General features: G+C 63.0%; 23 protein-coding genes and 1 pseudogene. 4 read left to right on the plus strand and 20 right to left on the minus strand.

Annotation, left to right across the window (positions count from 1 at the left end; all coding sequences use genetic code 11):
* Positions 1-11 precede the first annotated feature (11 nt).
* Genes KYK29_RS08680 through KYK29_RS08705 form a run of 6 tightly spaced genes read right to left on the minus strand, consistent with a single transcriptional unit; the run spans position 12 to position 6559 of the window.
* On the minus strand, positions 12-914 hold the full coding sequence (locus tag KYK29_RS08680; protein ID WP_254690486.1) for an ABC transporter ATP-binding protein: 903 nt from the start codon (positions 912-914) through the stop codon (positions 12-14).
* Positions 911-1738, minus strand: a complete 828-nt coding sequence (locus KYK29_RS08685; protein ID WP_254690487.1) for an ATP-binding cassette domain-containing protein — start codon at positions 1736-1738, stop codon at positions 911-913. Before KYK29_RS08685 ends, KYK29_RS08680 begins: the two co-directional genes overlap by 4 nt.
* Positions 1735-2583 carry an ABC transporter permease gene (locus tag KYK29_RS08690; protein ID WP_254690488.1) on the minus strand — a complete coding sequence of 283 codons (849 nt, stop codon included), beginning with the start codon at positions 2581-2583 and terminating at the stop codon, positions 1735-1737. The genes KYK29_RS08685 and KYK29_RS08690 overlap by 4 nt, the downstream gene beginning before the upstream one ends.
* On the minus strand, positions 2580-3560 hold the full coding sequence (locus KYK29_RS08695) for an ABC transporter permease (protein ID WP_254690489.1): 981 nt from the start codon (positions 3558-3560) through the stop codon (positions 2580-2582). Before KYK29_RS08695 ends, KYK29_RS08690 begins: the two co-directional genes overlap by 4 nt.
* On the minus strand, positions 3561-5108 hold the full coding sequence (locus KYK29_RS08700) for an ABC transporter substrate-binding protein (RefSeq protein ID WP_254690490.1): 1548 nt from the start codon (positions 5106-5108) through the stop codon (positions 3561-3563).
* Positions 5109-5137: 29 nt separating this feature from the next.
* Positions 5138-6559 (minus strand): amidase, encoded by a 1422-nt coding sequence (locus KYK29_RS08705; protein WP_254690491.1) that lies wholly within the window; start codon positions 6557-6559, stop codon positions 5138-5140.
* 209 nt (positions 6560-6768) lie between these two features.
* Between KYK29_RS08705 and KYK29_RS22550 the strand changes: the two genes are divergently transcribed.
* Positions 6769-9306 (plus strand): winged helix-turn-helix domain-containing protein, encoded by a 2538-nt coding sequence (locus KYK29_RS22550; RefSeq protein ID WP_254690492.1) that lies wholly within the window; start codon positions 6769-6771, stop codon positions 9304-9306.
* 125 nt (positions 9307-9431) lie between these two features.
* On the opposite strand, the gene KYK29_RS08715 is transcribed toward KYK29_RS22550, so the two are convergent.
* On the minus strand, positions 9432-9869 hold the full coding sequence (locus KYK29_RS08715) for an acetyltransferase (RefSeq protein WP_254690493.1): 438 nt from the start codon (positions 9867-9869) through the stop codon (positions 9432-9434).
* Positions 9870-9958: 89 nt separating this feature from the next.
* Here KYK29_RS08715 and KYK29_RS08720 point away from each other — a divergent pair.
* Positions 9959-10114, plus strand: a pseudogene (locus KYK29_RS08720) (transposase); the annotation flags it as partial.
* Between the two features lie 105 nt (positions 10115-10219).
* Here KYK29_RS08720 and KYK29_RS08725 read toward each other — a convergent pair.
* Both KYK29_RS08725 and nspC read right to left on the minus strand, forming a co-directional pair.
* Positions 10220-11461 carry a saccharopine dehydrogenase family protein gene (locus tag KYK29_RS08725; RefSeq protein ID WP_254690494.1) on the minus strand — a complete coding sequence of 414 codons (1242 nt, stop codon included), beginning with the start codon at positions 11459-11461 and terminating at the stop codon, positions 10220-10222.
* A gap of 51 nt (positions 11462-11512) precedes the next feature.
* Entirely contained in the window at positions 11513-12613 is a 1101-nt protein-coding gene (gene nspC / locus KYK29_RS08730; RefSeq protein WP_254690495.1) for a carboxynorspermidine decarboxylase, read from the minus strand.
* Between the two features lie 520 nt (positions 12614-13133).
* On the opposite strand from nspC, the gene KYK29_RS08735 reads away from it, so the two are divergent.
* On the plus strand, positions 13134-15338 hold the full coding sequence (locus KYK29_RS08735) for a heavy metal translocating P-type ATPase (protein WP_254690496.1): 2205 nt from the start codon (positions 13134-13136) through the stop codon (positions 15336-15338).
* Positions 15339-15352: 14 nt separating this feature from the next.
* Here KYK29_RS08735 and rnhA read toward each other — a convergent pair whose 3' ends face one another.
* From rnhA to coxB, 11 genes are all read right to left on the minus strand, one after another.
* Positions 15353-15796, minus strand: a complete 444-nt coding sequence (gene rnhA / locus KYK29_RS08740; protein ID WP_254690497.1) for a ribonuclease HI — start codon at positions 15794-15796, stop codon at positions 15353-15355.
* On the minus strand, positions 15793-16758 hold the full coding sequence (locus tag KYK29_RS08745) for a homoserine kinase (RefSeq protein ID WP_254690498.1): 966 nt from the start codon (positions 16756-16758) through the stop codon (positions 15793-15795). Before KYK29_RS08745 ends, rnhA begins: the two co-directional genes overlap by 4 nt.
* A gap of 104 nt (positions 16759-16862) precedes the next feature.
* Positions 16863-17867, minus strand: coding sequence for a 4-hydroxy-3-methylbut-2-enyl diphosphate reductase (ispH, locus tag KYK29_RS08750; RefSeq protein WP_254690499.1), 1005 nt, complete (start codon positions 17865-17867; stop codon positions 16863-16865).
* A gap of 71 nt (positions 17868-17938) precedes the next feature.
* Positions 17939-18676 carry an SURF1 family protein gene (locus KYK29_RS08755; RefSeq protein ID WP_254690500.1) on the minus strand — a complete coding sequence of 246 codons (738 nt, stop codon included), beginning with the start codon at positions 18674-18676 and terminating at the stop codon, positions 17939-17941.
* Positions 18669-19052, minus strand: a complete 384-nt coding sequence (locus tag KYK29_RS08760) for a DUF983 domain-containing protein (RefSeq protein ID WP_254690501.1) — start codon at positions 19050-19052, stop codon at positions 18669-18671. The genes KYK29_RS08755 and KYK29_RS08760 overlap by 8 nt, the downstream gene beginning before the upstream one ends.
* A 217-nt stretch (positions 19053-19269) precedes the next feature.
* A complete protein-coding gene (locus KYK29_RS08765) occupies positions 19270-20145 on the minus strand; it encodes a cytochrome c oxidase subunit 3 (protein ID WP_254690502.1) in 876 nt (291 codons plus the stop codon).
* A gap of 58 nt (positions 20146-20203) precedes the next feature.
* Positions 20204-20809, minus strand: a complete 606-nt coding sequence (locus KYK29_RS08770; protein ID WP_254690503.1) for a cytochrome c oxidase assembly protein — start codon at positions 20807-20809, stop codon at positions 20204-20206.
* 3 nt (positions 20810-20812) lie between these two features.
* Positions 20813-20953, minus strand: coding sequence for a cytochrome c oxidase system small membrane protein (locus KYK29_RS08775; protein ID WP_496543702.1), 141 nt, complete (start codon positions 20951-20953; stop codon positions 20813-20815).
* Positions 20953-21897 carry a heme o synthase gene (cyoE, locus tag KYK29_RS08780; RefSeq protein WP_254690504.1) on the minus strand — a complete coding sequence of 315 codons (945 nt, stop codon included), beginning with the start codon at positions 21895-21897 and terminating at the stop codon, positions 20953-20955. Before cyoE ends, KYK29_RS08775 begins: the two co-directional genes overlap by 1 nt.
* A gap of 96 nt (positions 21898-21993) precedes the next feature.
* Positions 21994-23652 (minus strand): cytochrome c oxidase subunit I, encoded by a 1659-nt coding sequence (gene ctaD / locus KYK29_RS08785; RefSeq protein ID WP_254690505.1) that lies wholly within the window; start codon positions 23650-23652, stop codon positions 21994-21996.
* Between the two features lie 19 nt (positions 23653-23671).
* Complete coding sequence (gene coxB, locus KYK29_RS08790) at positions 23672-24556, minus strand: cytochrome c oxidase subunit II (protein ID WP_254690506.1); 885 nt, start codon at positions 24554-24556, stop codon at positions 23672-23674.
* A gap of 391 nt (positions 24557-24947) precedes the next feature.
* On the opposite strand from coxB, the gene KYK29_RS08795 reads away from it, so the two are divergent.
* Entirely contained in the window at positions 24948-25478 is a 531-nt protein-coding gene (locus tag KYK29_RS08795) for an invasion associated locus B family protein (protein WP_254690507.1), read from the plus strand.
* Positions 25479-25540: the final 62 nt, after the last annotated feature.

A 25540-nucleotide genomic window follows, 5' to 3' on the forward strand; every position in this document is an offset into this window, starting at 1 on the left:
CCGTCAGGATCTCACACCGTTTTCGCCGCGCGCAAACCGCCGGCCTGCAACACGAGATGCCCCTCCGAAACAGCGACGAAGGCATCGCCATCCTCATGTCTCGGCAATTCGACGGGCGTTGGCTTTCCGCCGGCACGCCGGCGACCGAACCGCGGAACCGCATCCAGCAGGTTGCGCGTATAGGGATGCTGAGGATTCTCGATGACCGCGGCGACCGGCCCGCTTTCCACCACGCGCCCCCGATGCATGACGGCGATACGGTCGCACAGCCGGGCGACAACCGCCATGTCATGGGAAATGAAGAGATAGGACAGGAGGCTTTCCCGCCCGATCTCGGCAAGCAGATCGAGGATCTGCGCCTGGATGCTGACGTCGAGCGCCGACACGGGCTCGTCCGCGACGACGATCTCGGGACCGGGCGCAAGAGCGCGGGCAATGGCGATGCGCTGGCGCTGGCCGCCGGAAAATTCATGCGGATAACGCTCGGCGAATTCCCGTTTCAGGCCGACCCTCTCCAGAAGGTCGGCGACCGTGCCCCTGATCTCCCGCCAGTCGGAAACGCCCGACGCAAACAGTCCCTCGCCGATCTGCCGTCCGACGGTCAGGCGCGGATTAAGCGAGGAATAGGGATCCTGGAAGATCATCTGGCATTTGCGCAGCTTCTCGCGGCGAAGCGACGGCGAAAGAACGTCGAGACGCTCGCCCTCGACGAGGAGGCTGCCGCTGGTTGCCGTATCGAGGCCAACGGCGATGCGGCCCAGCGTGGACTTGCCCGAGCCGCTTTCGCCGATGATCCCCAGCGTTTCGCCCTTTTCGAGGCTGAGGGAAACGCCGTTCAGCGCATGAACCGTGCGTCCGCTCGCTGTGAACGTCTTCCGGATGTCCCGGACTTCGAGGATGGCGGTCGACGTCATGATGTGGCTACCCCGGTTTCATCCTTCCGCAGGCGCAGGCTCTTCTCCACGGTCAGATGCGATGCGAGCAGCGCCCGGGTGTATTCGTGCGTGGGTGCGCCCAGAACCTCGTCCACCGTTCCGGTTTCGAGGATCTGGCCCCCGCGCATGACCGCGACGCGGTCGGCCGTTTCCGCAACGACGCCGATATCATGGGTAATCAGCAGGATGCCGGATCCGTATCTCGACTTCAGGTCGACCAGAAGGTCGAGCACCTGCGCCTGCACGGTCACATCGAGGGCCGTCGTCGGTTCATCGGCGATGAGAATACCGGGCTTGAGGGCCAGCGCCGCGGCGATCATCACGCGCTGCCGCATCCCGCCGGACAACTGATGCGGATATTGCCGCAGCACCCGGTCCGGCTCCGCAAAGCCCACGTCCTCCAGACAGGTCGCTGCGGCCGCAAGCGCCTCCCGGCGGGAGAGGCCGTTGTGGCGGATGAGACCTTCCGTCATCTGGCGGGCGATCGTCAGCACCGGATTGAGCGACGTCATCGGCTCCTGAAAGATCATTCCGATCTTCGCGCCGCGAACGTCCTCCATTTGCCGGGGCGGCAGAACCGCGATGTCCCTGCCCTCGATCTCGATACGCCCGGTCATGCGAGCCGCTTCGGGCAGGAGCCGCATGACGGAAAGCGACGTCAGGCTCTTGCCGCTACCGGATTCCCCGACCAGCGCAAGGATTTCACCCCTTGCAAGATCGAAGCTGACGTTGCGCACCGCGCGGAATTCGCCGCTTCCGAAGGAAATGGAAAGGTCGCGAACGCTGAGATAGGGGCTGCTCATGGGCGACCCTTTCTACGGGGATCGACAAGGTCGCGCAGACTGTCGCCGATAAGGTTGAAGGACAGGACCGTGAGGCAGATCGCAACCCCCGGGAAGAGAAGGATCCACGGCGCCTTGGTGATGTAGTTGCGGCCTGACGCAAGGATCGCGCCCCATTCCGGCGACGGCGGCTGCACGCCGAGACCGAGAAACGAGAGGCCGGCGGCCGAAAGGATCGCCGAGGAAAAGCCGAGCGTGCCCATGACGATCAGGCTCTGGCCGATGTTCGGCATCACATGCACGCGCACCAGCCGTCCGGGGCGGACGCCCGCCAGCTGTGCGGCTTCGATATAGGGCTTGGCGCGTTCGGCGGCGGCAAGGCCATAGGTGACGCGGGCATAGAACGGCACGAGGCTGATGGCGATCGCCAGTGTGGCATTCTCGATGCCCGGTCCGAGGAACGCCACCAGCGCAAGCGCAATCAGCGTATCGGGAAACGAATAGAGCACGTCAATGACGCGCAGCAGCACGGCCTGGACGAGGCGGCCGGAAAAGGCCGCCAGCAGGCCGAGCAGGCCGCCGATGGCAAGGCCGCTGACGACCGCGGCGACACCGATGCCGAGCGACAGGCGGCCGCCCATCAGGACACGGCTCAGGAGATCGCGGCCGAATTCGTCGGTTCCGAAAAGATGTGCCGCCGACGGGGCGGCCAGCCGCGGCCCCGCTGCCATCCGCATCGGATCGAAGGGCGCCAGATAGGGCGCCAGCAGCGCAGCCGCGATGATGAGGAGCGCCAGCCCCGTTCCAAGGATGACGGTGAACGGCAGGGAACGCAGTGTAGCGGCGGTTACGGTCGTGCTGGTCATTTCTGCCTCATGCGCGGATCGAGGAAACCGTAGAGGATGTCGATCAGCATCGAGACGATGACCACGGACGTGGCGAAGACGACAATGAAACCCTGGATCATGGGATAGTCCCGTTCCAGCATGGCCTGTACCGCAAGACGGCCGATGCCGTTCCATGAAAAGACGTTTTCGATGATGACCTGTCCTCCGAGCAGATAAGCGAAGACGAGACCGACGACCGTGACGATGCTGATGAGCGCCGGCCGGAGCGCATGCACGAGAAGCACCTGCCGTTCGCGAAGGCCGCGGGCGCGCGCCGTGCGGATATAGTCCTCCGCCAGCACTTCGATGAGCGCGGACCGCGTCATGCGGGCGACGAGCGCGCAATAGGTGAGCCCGAGCGTGAAGGCCGGAAGGATGATGTTGCGCCAGCCGGAGCCGGCGACGGGAAGCCAGCCGAGCTTGAGCGAGAAGACCTGCATCAGGATCAGCCCGAGCCAGAAGGCCGGGATCGATACGCCGAGCACCGCGATGACCATGACGGCGGTATCGGCCAGCCGGCCGCGGTTGACGGCCGCCAGGAAGCCGAGCGGAATGCCGATCGCAAGCGCGATCACCAGACCGGACACGGCCAGCGAAAAGGTGTTGGGCAGGCGCTGGAGCAGCAGTTGAGCGACGGATTCGCTGCTGCGGATGCTGGTGCCGAGATCGCCTTGCAGGACATGCCAGGCGTAGAGCCCCACCTGTTGCCAGACGGGAAGGTCGAGGCCGAGGCGCGCGCGCATTTCCGCCATCGCCTCCGGCGTCGCCGTCACCGACTGCGCCATCATGGCGGTGACCGGATCGCCCGGCACGACATGGATCAGCACGCCCGAAAGGACGATCACCACGAGGACGGTCAGAAAGGCGACCAGCGCCCTTTTCAAGATCAAGAACAGCATCAGGAGCCGATTTTCCCAGAAATCCCGCTCCACCTTCCGGCGGAGCGGGAGTTGCATTCACTCCGCGACGGTGACGTCGTTGAAGAGCAGAGAGACCATGAAGCCCATCTTGAAGCCGTCGACCTTGGCGCCGGATGCCATCAGCCAGCCCCAGCCGGGCGACAGAAGCGGGATAGCATAGGCATTTTCCATGAGATACTTCTCGGCCTCATGGATTTTGGCCGCCCGGGCGTCGCCCGAAAGCCTGCGCTGCTCTTCAAGCAAGGCGTCGAGGTCTTCGTTGAGGCCCATGTTGACGAAGCCGGGGCGCTTCCAGAGAAAATAGAGATAATCGGGATCGACGCCGGACATGCCCATGGTCCAGACGGCGGGTTCGCCATCCGTCTTTTCGTTGACCACGGACATATGGTCGAAGAAGGCCGCGACCTCGCGCGTCTCGATCTCCGCCTGCACGTTGATCGCCAGCAGGTCCTGCTGCATGATCTGGTGCATCTGGTCCCAGCCCGGCAGCTTGTGCACGAGCAGCTTCACCTTCAGCGGATTGTCGGCCGTATAGCCTGCGGCTTCCATCAGGGCCTTTGCGCCTTCCGGATCGTAGGTCACGCCCCAGCTGGCGCACAGGTCCTCATCCGTCGAGAACAGATTCGGCGCAACCGGGCAATTGGCGGTGTTGACGAGGCCCTCGAAAGCGATCGATGCATAGGCGTCGCGGTTCATCGCCATGCCGATCGCCTTGCGGATATCCGGATTGTCGAGCGGCTTGATCTTCCAGGTGAAGGCTGCAAGCACCTGCTGGCCGGACAGCTCGGCGGCATAGACCTTGAAGTTTTCATCGTCCTTCAGGTCTGTCGCTTCCTCCAGCGAGGGCTCCACGAGATCGGCTTCGCCCGAACGCAGGGCCGCCATGCGGGCGACGGCTTCGGGGATGACCTTGAAGGTCAGCTTGTCGAGATGCGGCTTGCCGGGATTGTCGATAAGCGGATTGGTGTTGTGGTAATCCCCATTGGCTTCGAGGACGATGCTGTCGTTGCGCATCCAGCTCGCCAGTTTGAACGGCCCGGTCCCGATCGGCTTGAATTGCGCCTCGGCGAAGGAGGACGGGCACATGAACGGCGCCTGGATGCTCGTCAGGAAGGATGTGAACGGGCCATAGGGCTCGGAAAGCGTGACCGTGAGGACATTGCCTTCGGCGGCGCTGCCGGTGATCGGTCCCCAGGCGGAAAGACTGGGGTTGACGGTCGCCGGATCGAGCGCCCGGTCGAGGCTCGCCTTGGCGGCGGCCGCATCGAAGGTGCTGCCGTCATGGCACGTCACGCCGTCCCGGATGGTGAAGGCGTAGGTCTTCCCATCGTCCGACACCGACCATTCGCTTGCAAGCCCCGGATGGATGGAGCCATCCTTGTCCATGGTGAGCAGCGTGTCGTAAATCAGGTTGGTGATCTGAAGCGATTGGGTGTTGCTGGTCTTGTAGCCATCCAGATTGTCGGCGTCGACGGAGCGGGCGACGATCAGTTCGGCCGCCGTGGCCGACGAAAGACCGGCGACCGTGACCATCGCGGCTGCCGTCAGAAGCCGCAGGCGATTGAGTGAGATATGATAGCTCATGCGCGTTGTTCCCTCTTGTTGGTTGGATATCAGGCGACGGATACCGGCGGACGCCTGCCATTCCATGGGCTTGCCGTCTCAAGCTGTGATGCCAGGCGGAAGAGGAGGCCTTCAGCGGCCGGGGCGGCAGCGAACTGCACGCCGACGGGCAAGCCCTCCCCGTTCCAGGCCAGCGGCACGGACATGGCCGGCGAACCGCTGACGTTGAAAATATGCGTGTAAGGCATCCATGACAGGTAGAATTCATAATGTCCGCGCATGCTGGTCGCCTGCGGAAAGGCTTCATGCGGCAACGGCGGCTGCGCCAGCGTCGGCGACAGGAACACGTCATAGCGGCGGAAAGTGGACAGCACGGCCGCCGCCACGGCATGCAGCCGGGTGGTGGCGACATTGACCTCGACCGCGGAGAGCCGGTTTCCGGCTTCGATCATTTCCCAAAGCATGGGAGGGAAGTCGTCTGCGGTGAGTGCGCGCCCGAGAACGCCTTCCTCAAGGCGCATGTCCGTCGCATATTCCGCAAGGATGAATTTCTCGAAAGCCACCCAGCCGTCTTCCGGCAGGTCGATGTCGTAAGGCTCGCAGACATGACCGAGGCTCTCCAGCAGTTTCACCGTCTCCTCGACGGCAGCGACGCAGTCGGGATGGGTGGCCGCACCGTAGGGCGCCTTCGTCGACACCGCGATCCGCAGCTTGCCGGGATCGCGGCCCACCTCGGCGGCGAAACTCCCGCCGGCCGGACTGTTGAAGAACTGTCCGGCGTGGGGGCCGGCCGTCGCGTCGAGCATCGCCGCACTGTCGCGCACGGAACGCGAAAGCACATGTTCCACCAGCATGCCCTGCCAGGTGCTGCCGGACGGTGCCGCCGGATTTCGCCCGCGCGTCGGCTTCAGGCCGAAGCAGCCGCAGACCGATGCGGGAACGCGGATCGACCCGCCGCCGTCATTGCCGTGGGCCATCGGCACGATGCCGGCGGCGATGGCCGCCGCCGTTCCGCCGCTCGACGTGCCGGCCGTGCGCTCCGTGTTCCACGGATTGTTCGTCACGCCATGGGCGCGCGACCGCGTCGTCCAGTCCATCGCAAGCTCCGGAACCGCCGTCTTGCCGAAGATCACGACGCCCGCCTTCTTGTAGCGGCGCACCAGTTCCGCATCGGCGTCGGGCTTCACCGCCGCCCGGGGCGGCCATCCCGCACCGGTCGGCTGGCCGCCATAATGGGCCGTGAGGTCCTTCAACAGGAACGGAACGCCCTTGAACGGGCCATCGGCCAGATCCTCCGCGATGAAGCGCCGCGCCTCGTCCTCGAACGTGGCGACCACGGCGTTGAGCCTGCCGTTCACCACATCCACCGCCGCCAGCGCCGTATCGAGCAGTTCGGCCGGCGTGACCTCCCCCTTCGCCACCAGTTCGGCAAGCCCTGTCGCATCATAGTTCCGGTATTCATTCAGCTGCACGTTCTTCGCCCTCGTTCCGAGTTTACCCGAAACTACGGCACCGCTGGAATTTGGCATGATCCTGAAGGGTGAGAGCGAGAAATAAGTTCACCTCACCCCAAAGGGTGATATGGTGCCGCAAGGACGTCAAACCACATGGATGAGCGTTGCCGCAAAGAACCAGCCTAATCAACCGCCATATATCGCCGCCCAGCGCTTCCCAGGGTGTCGTGAACCGGCCGCGACTGACGACGCTGGCAGACACGCTCACGGAACACCGGCTCTGCCTGGTCCATGCACCGGCAGGCTCCGGCAAGACGACGCTGCTTGCGCAATGGCATGCGGCGCTGTTCGAGGCCGGCGCCCTGACCATATGGTACTCCGCCCACGACACGGACCGCGACCCGCTCAGCTTCGCCGAGGGGCTGATCCGCGCAATCGAGGTGAACCTCAGCCGTTCCGGCGGCTCCATTCCCTCGCTCGACACGCCGGATGCATTGGCCCGGCTGGTGGCGCTTCTTTCGAAACGGACGGGCGTCGTCGCGCTCTTCATAGACGACTATCATCTCGCCGAAGGCGGCGACGGCGGAGAAACCATCAACCGCATCCTCGCCGCACGCATTCCACAACTCACCATCGTCCTTGCCAGCCGCAACCGCCCGTCCATTCCCATCGGCCGGCTGCGCGTCAGCGGGGAGATGCTCGAAGTGCCGGTGGAGGATCTGTTCTTCAACGAGCGGGAAACGGAAGACTTCTTCCGCACAGCCTCCTCCGTCGCGTTGAGCACGGAAGAAAGCCGCCAGATGCACGAATATACCGAGGGCTGGGCGGCGGGCCTTCGCCTTGCCTCGCTCGTGCTCGGACGCCTGCCGGGCGCGCTCGGCGCTTCCCCGCCGGCGGGCAGCCACCGGGCCTTTGCGGAATATTTCCTGGAGGAGGTCATCCTCGGCCTTCCGGAGGAAGTCTACGGTTTCCTGACCATGACATCGATCCTCGACGCGCTCAACGGCGATCTGTGCAACGCCATCACGGGAAGGACCGACGGCAACGAGATCCTGGCGTTCCTGGAGAAGGAGCAGCTCTTCCTCGTGGCGCTTCCGGGCTCGCAGCGCTGGTACAAGTATCACCATCTGTTCCAGGAGTTTCTTCAGGCGCGGCTCAATGCGGAAATACGGGACGAAGTGGCGGAACTGCATGCGCGCGCCGCACAATGGTTCATCGAAAACGGTTCACCGATGGATGCGGTGCGCCACGCCTTTCTGGCGCGCCGGCCCGCCTGGGCGGCCGAACTGATCGAGAGCTACTGCCTCTACGATTATCTCAGCCACGGACGTTTCGAGATCTTTTCGCGCTGGATGCAGCAACTCCCCCGGCAAGCCCGCGAAGAGCGCCCGCTGCTGCTCTTTTTGCAGGTCTGGCGCTCGATCAATCTTCGCCGTTTCCTGCAAGCCGAGCAGACGCTGCGCACGATAGAGGAAACGGCCGCCGAAGAAGGAAGCCGCATGTCGGTCATCGCCCGGGAAACCGGGCTGGATATCGAGGGACGCCTGCATCTGATGCGCGCGCTGATCGGCGCCTATGGCGGCGACATGGCCGAAGGGCTCCGCCATATAAGGGCGCTGCGGGGGCGGGAACTGGACCAGTTCGCCTTCGGTCAGGTGGACCTCGATTCGATCCACAGCTATCTCGTCATGCACGAAGGCAATCTGGAACTCGCCGAAAAACTCACCTGGCGCGCGAACGGCGTCTATGACGCGATGTCCTGCCACTGGGGCGGCATTCATTCGCGCTGCATCGCCGGCATGTGCTATCTCGCGCGCGGATGGGTTCGTCAGGCGGCGGAAGTCCTTGAGGACGCGCTGCGCATCGCCCGGCACCATTTCGGTGAGCGCTCCTATATGGTCGCCCTTCCCTCCGCCCTCCTCGGCCTAGTCGCCTTTAACGACGGCGATTTCGACCGGGCCGAACGGCTCTGGACACTCGCCACGCCCACCGATAGCACGACCGACGTTTCCGGCCTTGGCGAACGCCTCCTGATCGCGACGATCGGGTTGACCCGCGTCTACGACATCACCGGCCGCTCCGAAGACGGGACCGCCGTTCTCGTGCGGGCGAGCCGGCGTGCCTACGAGGGCGAAGACTTCCGGCTCGAGTTCCAGCTCGCAATCGAACGGGCGGACCGGGCGTTCCGCCTTGGCAACCCCGCGGAGGGTCTGCGGGAATGGGAGCGGCTGTGCCTTCACCTGCCCGAGGCGCGCCGGCGCTATCCGCCTTCAGCCTGGCACATATGGGATGCCTTCCATATCGTGGAGGCAAGGGTCTCCATGGAAGACGGCCGAACCGGTACCGCGCTGACGACGCTTCACGCCGCCGCGGATCGCGCCCGCCACGAAGAGCGCCTCCTGAGCGCCTTGCAGATCGAGCATCTCATCGCAGTCATCTCTGATGAGCCGGAAATCTCCGACAAACCGGCCCATCCCGAACTCGGGCACCTGCTCGACGTCTACCTGCCGCCCCGGCAGGACGATCGTCCCGCTGCGACGACCGGCCGAAAGCCTGCCGCATCGAACACCACCCTTGCCAGCATCCTGACCCGGCGCGAGATGGAGGTTCTTGAACTGATGCGCTGGGGAATGTCGAACAACGAAATAGCCAGGAAGCTGGAAATCAACATCAACACGGTGAAATCACACACGAAGAACGTTTTTTCGAAGCTCGGCGTCAAAAGCCGCACCCAGGCCATTCTCGCAACCCTGGACGACATTTGAACGACCGGGGCTTCGAAACGTCCGGCCAGCCGAATGCAGGGCTTCAAACTCTCCTGCGCCAGGCCGTGAACCCATTGATTTCAGCGCAATGAAGCTGCCGAGTTTGATTCCCAAAGGTCGGCTAGTCAGTTCATATATTCCAGGTGGATGAGTGGATATGGCCTGCCCTGTCCGTCAAGTGGCGAGCGGCCCGTCTGCTTGAATCCCATTCGTTCATAAAAGCGAACAGCTTGATCATTCTGCTCGTTGACGTCGGTTGTCATTTTTGGATGAAGGGCGAGGCCATGCTTCACAAGGGCAGCACCAATGCCGGTTCCGCGCCGGGCGGGATCAACGAATAGCGCTTCCATGTGTTCTTCGTCGATCAGCATGAATGCCAGCGGGTAGTCATTTTCATCAACCGCAAGCCAGAGTGGAGCTTGCGGAAGGAAACCGCACACCATTTCGTCAATGGCGAGACGATCTTCAGGCGTTAGAAAGTCGTGCGTAGCGTCAACTGCGCCTCGCCAAATTTCAATGATGCGGGTGCCCTCGTCGGGGCGGGAAGGTCGGATCATAATCATGGTCTCGGGATACGATGCTTTGATCAAAAGAGTAAAGCGAGTTGCCGAACAGACTTACATTTCGCTGCCTATTCTGATTCAAGCTGGGCATGAGCCGTTATGACTTGACCGACTTCGAGTGGCGCGTGATCGAGCCGCTACTGCCCAACAAACCGCGAGGCGTGCCACGCGTAGACGATCGTCGCGTTCTGAATGGGATTTTCTGGGTGCTGCGGTCCGGTGCGCCGTGGCGCAATCTAGCGCAATTCCGGTGAAATCGGGCTCACCGGAATTGCTCTCATATATTGCTTTCACCGCATTATCCGACGCCGAAGCGATCTCGCTTCGGCTGGAAATGCCCTATTCGCGGATCAGTCGAAGGCGACGGGGCGGTCGCCGTTCTCGTCCTGGATCCGGGTCGGCAGGCCGATGCGGTTCAGGATGTTGATGAAGGGCCGCGGCGGCAGTTCTTCCACGTTCGCCATCTTCTTCACGTCCCACTCACCGGTGGCGACGAGCATCGCGGCGGCGACCGGCGGCACGCCGGCGGTGTAGGAAATGCCCTGGCTGCCGACTTCCTCATAGGCTTCCTTGTGGTCGGCCACATTGTAGATGAAGACGGTCTTTTCCTTGCCGTCCTTCAGCCCCTTGACGTAGTCGCCGATGCAGGTCTTGCCCTCGTAGCCGGGAGCAAGCGACGCGGGATCCGGCAGCACCGCCTTGACGACCTTGAGCGGCACGACTTCAAGCCCTTCGGCGGTCTTGACCGGCTGTTCGGAAAGAAGGCCGAGGTTCTTCAACACGGTGAAGACGTTGATGTAGTGATCGCCGAAGCCCATCCAGAAGCGCACATCGGCGCCGTCCATATTCTTGGCGAGCGAATGGACCTCGTCGTGACCGCACAGATAGGCCTTGCGCTTGCCGACGACCGGCAGATCGTATTCCTTGCCGATCTCGAACATCTGGTTGGTCTGCCACGCGCCGTTCTGCCAGGAGTAGACGACGCCGGTGAATTCGCGGAAATTGATTTCCGGATCGAAATTCGTGGCGAAGTATTTGCCATGGCTGCCGGCGTTGATGTCGACGATGTCGATCTCCGTCACCTTGTCGAGATATTCGTCCTTGGCGAGCCTGGCATAGGCGTTGACCACACCCGGATCGAAGCCCGCGCCGAGGATGGCGGTGATGCCCTTTTCCTCGCATTCGGCGGCGCGCTTCCATTCATAGTTGCCATACCACGGCGGCGTCTCGCAGATCTTGCCGGGCTCTTCGTGGATGGCCGTGTCGATATAGGCGACGCCCGTATCCATGCAGGCGCGCAGCACCGACATGTTGAGGAAGGCGGTCCCGACATTGATGACGATCTTCGCGCCGGTCTTTTCGATCAGCGCCTTCGTCGCCTCGATGTCGAGCGCATCAAGCGCATGGCCCTCGAGAACGCCAGGCTCTTTCATCGCCTTCTTCTCATGAACCGACGCAATGATCCTGTCGCACTTCGCCCTTGTGCGCGAGGCGATATGAATCTCGCCGAGCACATCGTTATTCTGCGCGCATTTATGCGCCACGACCTGCGCGACGCCACCGGCGCCGATGATGAGAACGTTCTTCTTCATTTCAGGGGGAAACTCCTTCTGCCCATGGAAATACATGATATCAAACAGGCCTCACGAGAGGCTTTGCTCATAGTCCGCATAGGAAAACTCGCGGACGGTCCTGATCGAGCCATCCAGTTCGCGGATGGCGATGGCCGGCATCTTCACGCCGTTGAACCAGTTCTTCTTGACCATGGTGTAGCCCGCCGCATCCTCGATGGAGATACGGTCGCCCACCTTCAGTTCCTGTTCGAAATCGAACTCGCCAAAGATGTCACCGGCAAGGCAGGACTTGCCACAGACCATATAGCGGTGCGGGCCGGTATCCGGCGCAATCTTCGCGTTTTCGCGGTAGATCAGCAGGTCCAGCATATGCGCCTCGATGGAGCTGTCGACCACCGCAAGCTTCTTGCCGTTCTCCAGCATGTCGAGGACGGTCACTTCCAGCGTCGTCGACCGGGTGATGGAGGCTTCGCCCGGCTCCAGATAGACCTCCACGCCGTAATCGCCGGAAAAGCGTTTCAGCCGCTCAGCGAAACGCTCGACCGGATAGTCGTCGCCGGTGAAATGGATGCCGCCGCCAAGGCTTACCCAGTCGGCCTTCTTCAGGAGCGGCGCGAAACGCGCCTCGATGGTGCCGAGCATACGGTCGAACAGGTCGAAATCACCGTTTTCGCAGTTGTTATGGATCATGAAGCCGGAAATCCGGTCCATGACCGCTTCCACCTTTTTCACATCCCATTCGCCGAGGCGGGAGAACGGGCGCGCCGGGTCGGCGAGATCGAAGGTGGACGAGCTGACCTGCGGGTTGAGGCGCAGGCCCCTGACGATGCCGTCGGCCCGGTCTGCGAAACGATCAAGCTGGCCGATCGAGTTGAAGATAATCTTGTCGGCGTGGCTGACGACCTCGTCGATTTCATAGTCCGCATAGGCGACGGAATAGGCATGCGTCTCCTTGCCGAACCGTTCATGGCCGAGGCGCACCTCATTCAGCGACGAAGAGGTCGTGCCGTCCATATAGTCGCGCATCAGATCGAAAACCGACCAGGTGGCGAAGCATTTCAGCGCCAGCAGCGCCTTCGCGCCGGAGGCTTCGCGCACCCGCGCGATGATCTCCATGTTGCGCAGGAGCTTCGACTTGTCGATGAGGTAATAGGGAGTCGTAGGGTGCATTCTTTCTTGCCCGTTCGCTAGCGGTGTGGCGGAAATGATTGCCGTAAGTTTGTATCGGCGGCATGACGCGGGCCGAACAGGCCGACCGGAGCGATACAAGAATGCCGCAGGAGTAGAGAGCCGGCGTCAGCCCGGGACGGCGCCCGTGAGCCGGCGGTGCATGGGCGCTTTCGCGCTGTTGCCCCGCGATCGTATGGTTCGGCGGAAAAGCATCGCGGGCGCCCGCCTTCGGGAAAAGGCGACGCGAGAAACTTCAGAACTGGCCTGGTTCGTCAGGCGATCTTCCGTTCGGGGGGCAACGACCGCGCCCATCCCCGATTGGAAGAGGGCGTCGTAAGGCATCGCGCTCTCTCCAACCAGCAGATGAAACCTGCAACAAGGCGAGCCCTTTAGCACAGGCCGCCCACCCGATTCAACAGGAGAGAATTTTCAAGGGGCAGGAATTTTCCACATCACCCCTTGCAGCTCTAGTAGCTAGAGGTCGTACAACCGCTTCGGACCAGAAAGCGAGGACCGGACGATGAATGAGACAAGGCAGATACGATTCCGCGTTGCCGGTATGGATTGCGCCTCCTGCGCAAGCAAGATCGACACGGCCGTCCGGCGACTTCCGGGCGTCAGCGATGTTTCGGTTTCGGTGACCGCGGGCACGCTGCTCGTCCGGCATGATGGAAGCGGCGATGCCGCCACGATCCGCAAACAGGTTTCGCGCCTCGGCTATGACGCAACACCCGCGGACGATACGACGGCCTGGAGCGAGCCCGCCTCGCCGGACGGGTGCGCCGGCAACGGCGGTCACTGCCATGGCGATCATCACGCCGATGGGACGGCCGGGCTGCACGGACACGATCACGGCCCGACGGAAGGTCCCTGGTGGGCCGGACGCAAGGGACGGCTGACCATTACGGCCGGTCTGGCCCTTGCCCTTGCCTATGCTCTCGGCCTCGCCTTCCCGGCGATTGCTTCACCCGCCTTCATCGCGGCGATGCTGGTGGGGCTCGTGCCCATTGCCCGGCGGGCCTTCATGGCGGCGCGCGCCGGAACGCCTTTCTCCATCGAGATGCTGATGACGATTGCGGCGATCGGCGCGGTGATCATCAATGCCGCCGAGGAAGCCGCAGCGGTCGTTTTCCTGTTTCTCATCGGAGAGCTTCTGGAAGGCGTCGCCGCCGGCAAGGCGCGCGCCGGCATTACGTCGCTTGCCGCACTCGTCCCGAAAACCGCGCTTGTGGAGGAAGCCGGCCGGATCCGCGAGGTCCCCGCCGAAACGCTTCCCGTCGGCACGGTCATTCTGGTGCGGCCCGGGGACCGCATCTCGGCCGACGGGGTGATCCTGGAAGGCGAGAGCACGATCGACGAGGCCCCGGTCACCGGGGAAAGCACACCCGTGTACAAGAGCGTCGAAGACACCGTCTTCGCCGGCACGGTCAATGGCGATGCGGCGCTCAGGATCCGCGTAACCGCCGCAGCGGCCGACAATACCATTGCCCGGGTCGTCAGGCTGGTTGAGGAGGCGCAGGAAGCGAAAGCACCGACCGAACGGTTCATCGACCGCTTCTCCCGCTACTATACGCCGGGCGTCGTCGCAGTGGCGGCGCTGGTGGCGATCGTTCCGCCGCTTCTGTTCGGCGCGGGCTGGAGCGAATGGATCTACAAGGGACTTGCGGTTCTGCTGATCGGATGCCCCTGCGCGCTCGTCATCTCGACGCCGGCGGCAATCGCCGCCGCGCTTTCCGCCGGTGCGCGCCGGGGGCTTCTGATGAAGGGCGGCGCGGTTCTGGAAGGATTGCGCGAACTGACCGCACTTGCCTTCGACAAGACCGGCACCCTGACGCAAGGCCGGCCGAAGGTCACGGATATTCTCGCCTTCGACCGGCCGGAAGCGGAGGTGCTGCGACTGGCCGCCGCCCTCGAAACCGGTTCCAGCCATCCACTGGCGCTCGCCATTCTCGAGCGGGCCGCGACGGACGGCCTGTCGGTACCGGCCGCTTCGGATGCACGGGCGCTCGGCGGCAAGGGCGTGAGCGCCACGGTCGACGGCAAGGATCTGTTCCTGGGCTCGCCGAAGGCCGCAGCCGAACAGAGCCCGCTTTCCGGCGAGATACTTGCCGCCGTGGCGGCGCTCAACGACGAGGGCAAGACCGTATCGCTGCTGCTGGCGGACAATCTGCCGGCCGGCGCGATCGCCATGCGCGACGAACCGCGCGCGGATGCGGCGACGGGCCTGAAGGCGCTGAAGAATGCCGGATTGCGCATTGTGATGCTGACCGGCGACAATGCCGCGACCGCCCGGGCCGTCGGTTCCGTGCTCGGCATCGAAGTCCGGGCCGAACTGATGCCGGAAGACAAGCAGCGCATCATCGGTGAGATGCAGCGCGAGGGCTTCGTCGTCGGCAAGGTCGGCGACGGCATCAACGATGCGCCGGCGCTTGCGGCGGCCGACATCGGCATAGCCATGGGGGGCGGCACGGATGTGGCGCTCGAAACGGCCGATGCCGCCATTCTGCACGGTCGCGTCGGTGACGTGGCGCTGATGGTGGACCTGTCGAGGCGCACGATGCGAAACATCGCCCAGAACATCACCATCGCACTGGGACTGAAGGCCGTTTTCCTCGTCACGACCATTGCCGGCATCACAGGCCTCTGGCCAGCGATCCTCGCCGATACCGGCGCAACCGTTCTGGTGACGCTGAACGCCCTGCGGTTGCTGCGGCCGATCCGTTGAAACGGGCGCGGCGTTCAGCCGCCGCGCTTGAACGGCTCCATGCCACGCCGCGCCAGTTCGTCGGCGCGTTCGTTTTCCGGATGGCCGGCGTGACCCTTCACCCAGTGCCACTCCACCTTGTGGCGCTGGCGGGCCTCATCAAGGGCCTGCCAGAGATCCCCGTTCTTCACCGGCTTTTTGTCGGCGGTCCTCCAGCCGTTCTTCTTCCAGCCGAAGATCCATTTCGAAATGCCGTCCATGACGTATTTCGAGTCCGTATAGAGATCGACCTCGCAGGGGCTTTTCAGCGCGGAAAGCGCGCTTGTCGCCGCCGTCAGTTCCATCCGGTTGTTGGTCGTCAGCGCTTCGCCGCCCGACAGTTCCTTTTCCACCTCGCCGTAGCGCAACACCGCACCCCAGCCGCCGGGACCGGGATTGCCCGAGCAGGCGCCGTCCGTGTAGATATCCACATGCTTCATCGTGTCAGGCCATATTCCACCGCATCGGCCACCTGACGATGGAACCGCAGCCGGCGCAGGTATTCGAGCGGATCCTTCTTGACCACCAGAGCGCCGGCCGGCGTCGTCAGCCAGTCGTAGAGCCGGGTGAGGAAAAAGCGAAGCGCCGAACCACGTGAAAGAAGCGGCAGTGCGGAAGCCTCGTCAGCCGACAGCGGGCGGACGCTCTCGTAACCCGCGAGAAGCGCCATGCCCTTGGTCAGATTGAACGAGCAATCCTTCTCGAAGCACCAGGCGTTAAGGCAGATGGAGACATCATAGGCCAGCAGATCGTTACAGGCGAAATAGAAGTCGATCAGGCCGGAAAGCCGGTCGCCGATGAAGAAGACATTGTCCTGGAAAAGATCCGCATGAATGACGCCGGAGGGCAGGCCGGCAGGCCAGTTCGCCTCCAGGAATGCTAGTTCCCCGGCGATTTCGCGCTCAAGCCCCTTTTCGACCTCATCGGCCCGTTCCGCCGACTTTTCCCACAGCGGCCGCCATCCGCCGACGGAAAGCGCATTCTTCCGGGTAATGGAGAAATCCGCGCCCGCCAGATGCATTTCGGCCAATGCCCTGCCGACCTCGCGGCAATGCTGCGCCGCCGGCTTGCGCAGCCACATGCCCTCGAGAAAGGAAATTACCGCCGCTGGGCGGCCGGAAAGCTCGCCGAGCAACGCACCGTCGTTGCGCGGCAGAGGCAGCGGGCAGGACAACCCCCTTTCCGCCAGATGATGCATCAGGCCAAGAAAGAACGGCAGGTCGCCCCGGTCCACCCGTTTCTCGTAAAGCGTCAGGATGAAGGCGCCCCTGGTCGTGTGCAGCAGGAAATTGGTGTTCTCGACGCCTTCCGCGATGCCCTTGTAGGACAAAAGCTCCCCCACGTCGTAAGCGGTGAGGAAAGAGGTAAGGTCATCCTCGGTGATATCGGTATAGACGGCCACGGCAGATCCCGGGTTATGAAGGAATGAGAAGAGAGGAGACGGACGGCGGGAAGCCAGCGAGATGCCGGAACCGGCTCCGGCGGCAAGACGCGGCTCGCACGCCCTCACTCTCCGTTGACGAAAGCCATGTCGGCGGTGGTCAATTCGATATTGCGCAACTCGCGATTGACGAGGAAGTGCTCGTTCTCCTCGACGGTATCGGCCAGTTCGACAACCGCATCGTAGCGGGAACGAAACGCCTCGATGATCTCGTCGACGATGACTTCCGGCGCGGACGCCCCGGCGGAAAGGCCGAGCGTGCGGATTGCGCCGATGTCCTCCCAGTCGATTTCGGCGGCTCGCTGGACAAGCACCGATTTCTTCGCCCCGGCCCTGAGCGCCACTTCCACGAGGCGTTTGGAATTGGAGGAATTCGGCGCACCGACAACCAGGAAGAGATCACAGCCCGGCGCCGCCTGCTTGACGGCCTCCTGCCTGTTGGTCGTCGCATAGCAGATGGAGTCGGCCGCCGGCGCGGTAAGGTTGGGGAACCGTTCCTGCAAGCGCCGGATCACCCCGGCCGTATCGTCCACCGACAAGGTCGTCTGGGTGACATAGCCGAGATTGTCCGGGTCCGGCGGCTGGTAACCGTCTGCGTCCGCGACGGTCTCCACCAGCGAGACGCTGCCGTCCGGCAACTGGCCCATCGTGCCGATCACCTCCGGATGCCCGGCATGACCGATCAGCACGACATGGCGGCCGAGCCTCTGGTGGCGCATCGCCTGCTTGTGAACCTTGGAAACCAACGGGCAGGTTGCGTCGAGATAGAACAGGTTGCGCGCGACCGCATCTGCGGGAACGGACTTCGGAACCCCATGGGCGGAGAAGACGACCGGCTGGTTCCGGTGTTCTTCGGGAATCTCGTCCAGTTCCTCGACGAAGATCGCCCCCTTGGCCTCCAGCCCCTCAACGACATAGCGGTTGTGCACGATTTCGTGGCGGACATAGACGGGAGCGCCATAGGCCTTCAGCGCCAGCACGACGATCTGGATCGCCCGGTCGACGCCGGCGCAGAAGCCGCGCGGGCCGCAGAGCCTGATCGTGAGAGGAGATTTTGCGTGAATACCCATGAAAATTCGTCCGTCCTTTCGCTCCGCTCCGGGTTTACCACAAATCGCCGCAAGGGAAAGGCTTCGCCGGCTCAGCGCTTGCGCCGCCACAGGTAGGCGCCGCTGACGGCGACCAGCGCAAGCGCCAGCCCGTACCAGGTTACCGCATATTGCAAGTGGTTGTTCGGCAGGTCGAGCGGTGTCACCCCGCCGATCGGCAATCCTCCGGGATTGGGCGTATCGTCGGCGTCGATAAAAAGCGGCACGAGTCGGCCGGCGTCGATACCGGTGCTCAGCGCCATTGCATCGAGGTCCTTCCAGTAGAAGATGTTCTTCGCCAGATCATTATCGGGAACCAGCGAGGACGGCTTTTCGGCAAGGCGCGCGCGGGCCAGGCCGACGACCGTGCGTTCCCCCGCAAGCCGCCCCTCCTCCCGCGTTTCCGGTTCCTTCCTGTCGAAAGGCACAAAGCCGCGGTTGACGAAAAGATGGCGGCCATCCGCAAGCTGCAAGGGCGTATAGATATTGTAGCCCGACCTGCCTTGCCAGGTTGCGAAGAAATGCCGTTCGCGATCGTTCTCGAAAACGCCTTCGACCCGCAGCGGCCGATACTCGATATCCTCGCCCCTGGCCGCCATGGCCTCGATCTCGCCCAGCGTTGCCGGCGGCATGGCGCGGCGCTCGGTCATCTGGACAAGCAGCGCCTCCTTCCAGTGAAGCCGCTTCACCTGCCATGTGCCGAGCGAAAGGAGGAGGACCAGAGCGACGAGAAGCGCCGCGCCCGCCACGAGCGCCCTGCCCCGGCGCGGCGGTCGTGCCGCCTCAGCCACGGTCGATCTCGCCCGGCCGGGCCTTGTTGCGATACTGGAGCGTGATCAGGATACCCTTGAGGACCCGCGTCAGGGCAAGACCGAGCACCACCGTCAGCGGAACCCAGAGCAAGACATGCACCCAGAGCGGCGGATCGATATTGACCTGCATCCACAGCGTCAGCCCGACAACGATGAAGCCGAGGATCAGCAATACGAAAACCACGGGTCCGTCACCCGAATCGGCGAAGGAATAATCGAGCCCGCAGTTCGAACAGGCCGGCCGCAGCTTCAGGAGGCCGTCGAACAGCTTCCCCTGACCGCAGCGCGGGCAGCAGCCACGTGCTCCGGCGCCGAAGGGCTCGACAGGCGGATAGAGCGCCTCGTCTTCATGCATGATTCCGATCCGATCGTTCCTGTGCCGTTTCGCGCGCTGTTCGTACCGTGGCGATATCCTATCGCCAATCGCAGGATCGGGCAGGAGCCAGGGACGAACCTGTCATCCCTATACCCGCCCGCCCGTTGACCGTCCAACCAAAAGCCGGGCATCCGTCTCGCCCGCAATGCAAACGGCCGCATCGCTGCGGCCGCTCGAAACTCGTTTTGCTGCCCGATCAGCCGTGTACGGGTGCGCCCCAGCCGCCCCAGACATAGATCGCGAAGAACAGGAAAAGCCAGACGACGTCGACGAAATGCCAATACCAGGCGGCCGCCTCGAAACCGAAATGCTGCTTGGGCGTGAAATCGCCCCGCATCGCGCGAATGAGGCAGACGAACAGGAAGATCGTCCCGATCAATACGTGGAAACCATGGAAGCCGGTCGCCATGAAGAAGGTCGCGCCGTAGATGGAGTCCTTGAACGCGAAAGGTGCATAGGCATATTCATAGGCCTGCACGAAGGAGAACAGCACGCCGAGAGCAACGGTGAGCGCCAGACCGTTGACGAGGCCCTTGCGGTCATTGTGCAGCAACGCGTGATGAGCCCAGGTGACGCAAGTCCCGGAAAGCAGCAGGATAACCGTGTTGTAGAGCGGCAGATGCCAGGGATCGAGAACCTCGATGCCCTTCGGCGGCCAGACACCACCGGTGTGTTCGAGGCGGGCAGCCTGGATGGCTTCGCCCGGAAAGAGGCTGGCGTCGAAGAAAACCCAGAACCAGGCGACGAAGAACATCGCTTCAGACGCGATGAACATGATCATGCCATAGCGCAGGTGCAGCGAGACAACCCTGGTGTGATGCCCCTCGTGGGCTTCCTTGACCGTATCCGCCCACCAGCCGTACATGGTGTAGAGAACGATCAGCACGCCGATGTAGAACATCCACGGCGTGGCCATGTCGATGCCGAACAGGGTGAAGGCGTTGCCGGACAGATAACGCATATAAGCGATGCCGCCGAAAGCCATAACGAAAGCCCCGATCGAGGCGATCAACGGCCACGGGCTCGGATCGATGATATGGTAATCGTGATTTTTCTTGTGCGCGTCGGCCATTTCATAATCCCCGAATGTATCGCGTTGCGCTTCCGACATAGTCGGAAACGACTCTTTTTCAAAGCTGCTTCGCGTCCCCGTCCGTCTCATCCCCGACGGAGGCCACCGGCTTCGACGGAGTGTGCGAATAGAAGGTGTAGGAAAGCGTGATCGTATGGATGCCCCGCGTCTCCACCGGATCGACGATATCCGGGTCGACGAAGAAGACGACGGGCATTTCCATTTCCTCCCCGGGCTCCAGCGTCGTCTCCGTAAAGCAGAAGCACTGGACCTTGTTGAAATAAGCGCCCGCCGACTGCGGCGTGACATTGTAGGTCGCCTGGCCGGTGGTTGCGACGGTGGCGAGATTGCGGGCCATGTAAAGCACCTGCACCGTCTCTCCGATCTTCACCTCGATCTCACGCTGCACCGGCGTGAAAGTCCAGGGAAGGCCCGGGGCGACATTCGCATCGAAGCGGATCTTGATCGTCTTGTCGAGAACCCGATCGGACATCTGCTCGACCCGCTGGACCGTACCATTGTAGCCGGTGACCTGACAGAACATCCGGTAAAGCGGCACGGCGGCATAGGACATGCCGATCATCCCGAGGACGAAGGCGCAACAGATCGTGACGACCGTCCGGTTACCGCCGCTGCGCTTGGTGTCTTCGCTCTTTTCGGTCATCGTTCAGCCCGCCGCGCCGCCGGCGAATTTCACCAGCGTAATGATATAGAAAAGGACAACGAGGCCGACGAGAACGCCGGCGAGCGCAAGGTTGCGGCCGCGACGCGCCTTCTTCTGGCCTTCGGTAAGACGAACGGTTTCCATCACGCCACCCATCCGAACGATGCGACGAGATGATCCAGCATCAGCGCCGAGAAGATCGCAAAGAGATAAACGATCGAGAAGGCGAAGAGCTTCTTGGCCGGGACCATCGCACGGTCGCCATCCGGCATGCGGAACACGCCGACGGCATACCAGACGAAACCTGCGCCGAGCACGGCGGCGATCACGCCGTAGCCGGTGCTGGCGAACCCGAGGAACGTCGGAACCACGGCGATGATCGCCGTCAGGACGGCATAGACGAGGATCTGGACCTTCGTGGTCGCCTCGCCGCTGACGTTCGGCAGCATCGGCACGCCGACCGCCTCGTAATCGCGCATCTTGAAGAGCGCCAGCGCCCAGAAATGCGGCGGCGTCCACAAGAAGGTGATGAGGAAGAGAACGACGCTCTCGATCGAGACGCCGCCGGTGACACAGGCCCAGCCGATCATCGGCGGGAAAGCGCCGGCGGCGCCGCCGATCACGATATTCTGCGGCGTCGAGCGCTTCAGCCAGATCGTGTAGACGACGGCGTAGAAGAAGATCGTGAAAGCCAGCAGGGCGGCGGAAACCCAATTGACCGCAAGGCCCAGAATGACCACCGAGAAAGCCGAGAGCGTGAGGCCGAAGGCCAGCGCTTCCCGCGGCTGGATGCGGCCCGCGGGAACCGGCCGCCGGGCGGTGCGCGACATGATTGCGTCGATATCCGCGTCGTACCACATGTTGAGGGCACCGGACGCGCCGGCGCCCACGGCGATACAGAGGATCGCGATGAGCCCGATCGCCGGATTGATCGTGCCGGGCGCGACCACCAGCCCCGCGAAGGCGGTGAAGACCACCAGCGACATGACGCGCGGCTTCAGCAGCGCGAAGAAATCACGCGCACCGGCTTCGGAGAGATAGACCTCGCCCGTACCGTTGGCCGCTTCGTGATGCTCGATGACTGCCATGTCCTTACCGTCTTCTCCTGGAAATCAGCCGGTTCATCCGGCCTGTCTTGCGGATGGGGCCGCCGTTACCGGCAGCCCCGCCCGCATATCGTCGAGCTACTTGATCTTCGGAAGCTGTTCCCACTGGTGGAACGGCGGCGGCGAGGAAAGCTGCCATTCCAGCGTGTTTGCACCCTCGCCCCACGGATTGTCGCCCGCAACGCGCTTCTTGGCGAAGGCGTCGAACACACCGTAGAGGAAGATCAGGACGCCGAAGGCCGAGACATAGGATCCATAGGAAGACACCAGGTTCCAGCCGGCGAAGGCGTCCGGATAGTCGATGTAGCGGCGCGGCATGCCGGCGAGACCGAGGAAGTGCTGCGGGAAGAAGACCAGGTTGACCCCGATGAACATGACCCAGAAGTGCAGCTTGCCGACGAACTCGGAATACATGTAGCCGGTCATCTTCGGGAACCAGTAGTACCAGGCCGCGAAGATCGCGAAGACGGCGCCGAGCGACAGAACGTAGTGGAAGTGGGCCACCACGTAATAGGTGTCATGCATGGCGCGGTCGAGGCCGGCGTTGGCGAGCTGGACGCCGGTGACGCCGCCGATGGTGAAGAGCAGCACGAAGCCCATCGCCCAGAGCATCGGCGTGGCGAAGCGGATCGAGCCGCCCCACATCGTCGCGATCCACGAGAACACCTTGATGCCCGTCGGAACCGCGATGACCATCGTGGCGAAGACGAAGTAACGCTGCGTGTTGAGCGACAGGCCGACGGTATACATGTGGTGCGCCCACACGATGAAGCCGACGGCGCCGATCGCCACCATGGCGTAGGCCATGCCGAGGTAGCCGAAGATCGGCTTACGCGCGAAGGTCGAGATGATGTGGCTGACGATGCCGAAGCCGGGCAGGATCAGGATGTAGACTTCCGGATGCCCGAAGAACCAGAACAGGTGCTGGTAGAGGATCGGATCGCCGCCGCCTTCGGGCGCGAAGAAGGCCGTGCCGAAGTTGCGGTCGGTCAGAAGCATCGTGATGCCGCCTGCCAGGACCGGCAGCGACAGCAGGAGCAGGAATGCGGTGATCAGCACCGACCAGGCAAACAGCGGCATCTTGTGCATGGTCATGCCGGGCGCGCGCATGTTGAAGATCGTGGTGATGAAGTTGATCGCCCCGAGGATCGACGACGCGCCGGCGATATGGATGCCGAGGATCGCGAAATCCATGGCCGGGCCGGGCTGGCCGGAGGTCGAGAACGGCGGATAGAGCGTCCAGCCGCCGCCCGCCCCATAGGCGCCCGCCGGCCCTTCGACGAACATCGAGATCAGCACCAGCACGAAGGCCGGAACGATCAGCCAGAAGGAGATGTTGTTCATGCGCGGGAACGCCATGTCCGGCGCGCCGATCATCAACGGGATCATCCAGTTGGCAAAGCCGCCGATCAGCGCCGGCATGACCATGAAGAAGATCATGATGAGCGCATGCGCGGTGGTGAAGACGTTGAACATCTGCTTGCCGCCATCGATGGCGGCATCACCTTCGAAGCCGTAGACCATATGGGCCAGACCGTGGAAGATCTGGATGCCCGGCTCCTGCAGCTCCATGCGCATGACGACCGACAGGGTTCCCCCGATGAGGCCCGCGATGATCGCGAAAATCAGATAGAGCGTGCCGATGTCCTTGTGGTTGGTCGACAGGAACCAACGCTGGAAGAAGCTGAGCGGCTTGTGTTCTTGGTGATCGCCGTGTGCGGCGGTTGTTCCGGCCATGGATCTGACTCCTATGTATTTACTGCGCGGCGGTCTGCGCGACGGCGACGGACTTCTCCGCACCATCCACAGACGCCATCAGGGCCTTGTTTGCCTCATCGACATTTGTCGCCGCGGCAGCGAGCCAGGTATCGAACGCATCCTGCGAGACGACGCGGATGGCGATTGGCATATACGCGTGATCCTTGCCGCACAGCTCGGAACACTGCCCGTAGAAGAGACCTTCGCGATCGGCCTTGAACCAGGTTTCGTTCATCCGGCCCGGAACCGCGTCGATCTTGACGCCGAAGGAGGGCATCGCGAAGGCGTGGATCACGTCGCCGGCCGTTACGAGAAGGCGGACATGCTTGCCGACGGGCACCACGACCTCGTTGTCGACGGCGAGAAGGCGCGGATAGACGGCCCTGTCTTCCTTGCCTGCGGCGGCGCGGTCGGCGTCCTGAAGGAGAAGACTGTCGAAGGAGACCGGATCTTCGCCTTCCTGATATTCATAGCCCCAATACCACTGGTAGCCGGTCGCCTTGATCGTCAGCTCCGGCTCCTCGGTCGGCGCCAGCTGGCGGGTCAGCAGCTGGAAGGAAGGAATGGCGAGAAAGAGGAGAGCGATGACCGGGCCGAGCGTCCAGATGACTTCGATCGCCGTGTTGTGGCTGGTGCGGGACGGGACGGGATTCGCGCTTTCCCGGAACCGCACGATGACGACGGCGAGAAGGACCAGCACGAGCAGCGTCACCGGAACGATGAACCAGAGCGTATACTGCTCGAACCAGCGGATTTCCTCCATGATCGAAGTGGCCGCAGGCTGAAGCCCCTTCTGCCAGTCGAACGGCTGATCGGCGAAGGCGCTTTGAGCAAGAAGCAGACTGCCGAGTGCGGTCAAGCCTGCGATGGCTTTGTTTTTCACAACATGTCTCCCCAAGGGTGTTTGATCGGGATCAAACAAGGCGTGCAGAATCCCTGCTATACTGAGTGCTTAAAACCATAGTTTCATGTTTGCCGCAACCGCCATGGGGGAATGGTCATGCGGCATTTTTGCGTAAACGCAAATGCCGGGGCCTCTCCCGCCCGTTTCCTTCGATATTTCCTTATAGCATGATCGCTTGGCGGCGGGCGAGCCCTCTTGCCCCCCCGTGCCGGAAACGCCCGGCCCGTCATCAGGAAGCCCGCTTTTGCCATTAGCCGGCGCCGTCACCCGATTTCGGCGGCCAATCGACCGGAAAACGGTCGGCAGGGCTTTTCATTTCGTCGCCGGCTATTCAAAGATAGCCCGACTGATTCGAGATACCGAGGTTTTCATGGGTTTCGCTCCCCTTTCCAGGCTGGCCCGCGTGGTTTTCAGCCTTTCGGTCATGGCGCTCGGCGCGACCGTCCTGCCATCTGTCCTGGCGGCGCAGCAACCCGGCACGGTCAAGGCGAATTACGGCGCATGGTCCATCGTCTGCGACCAGCCTGCCGGCGCTTCCGGCGAACAATGCGCGCTCATGCAGAATGTGATCGCCGAGGACCGGCCCGAGCTTGGCCTTTCGGTCGTGGTGCTCAAGACCGCCGACCGCCAGGCGAAGATCCTGCGCGTGCTCGCACCGCTCGGCGTGCTTCTGCCGAACGGCCTCGGCCTCAATGTCGACGGCAAGGATATCGGCCGCGCCTATTTCGTGCGCTGCTTCGCCGACGGCTGCTACGCGGAGGTCGTTCTGGAGGACGAACTGCTGAAAACCTTCCGCTCCGGCGCGACGGCCACCTTCATCGTCTTCCAGTCGCCCGAGGAGGGAATCGGCATTCCTGTCGACCTGAAAGGCTTCGGCGAGGGCTACGACGCGCTGCCCTGAGATGCTGCGGCGGGGTTGCCGACGGACACTCCGCCCCTTACATGGTCCGCGACCCCAAAAGC

Source organism: Shinella daejeonensis, from assembly GCF_024281235.1.
Lineage (GTDB): Bacteria > Pseudomonadota > Alphaproteobacteria > Rhizobiales > Rhizobiaceae > Shinella > Shinella daejeonensis.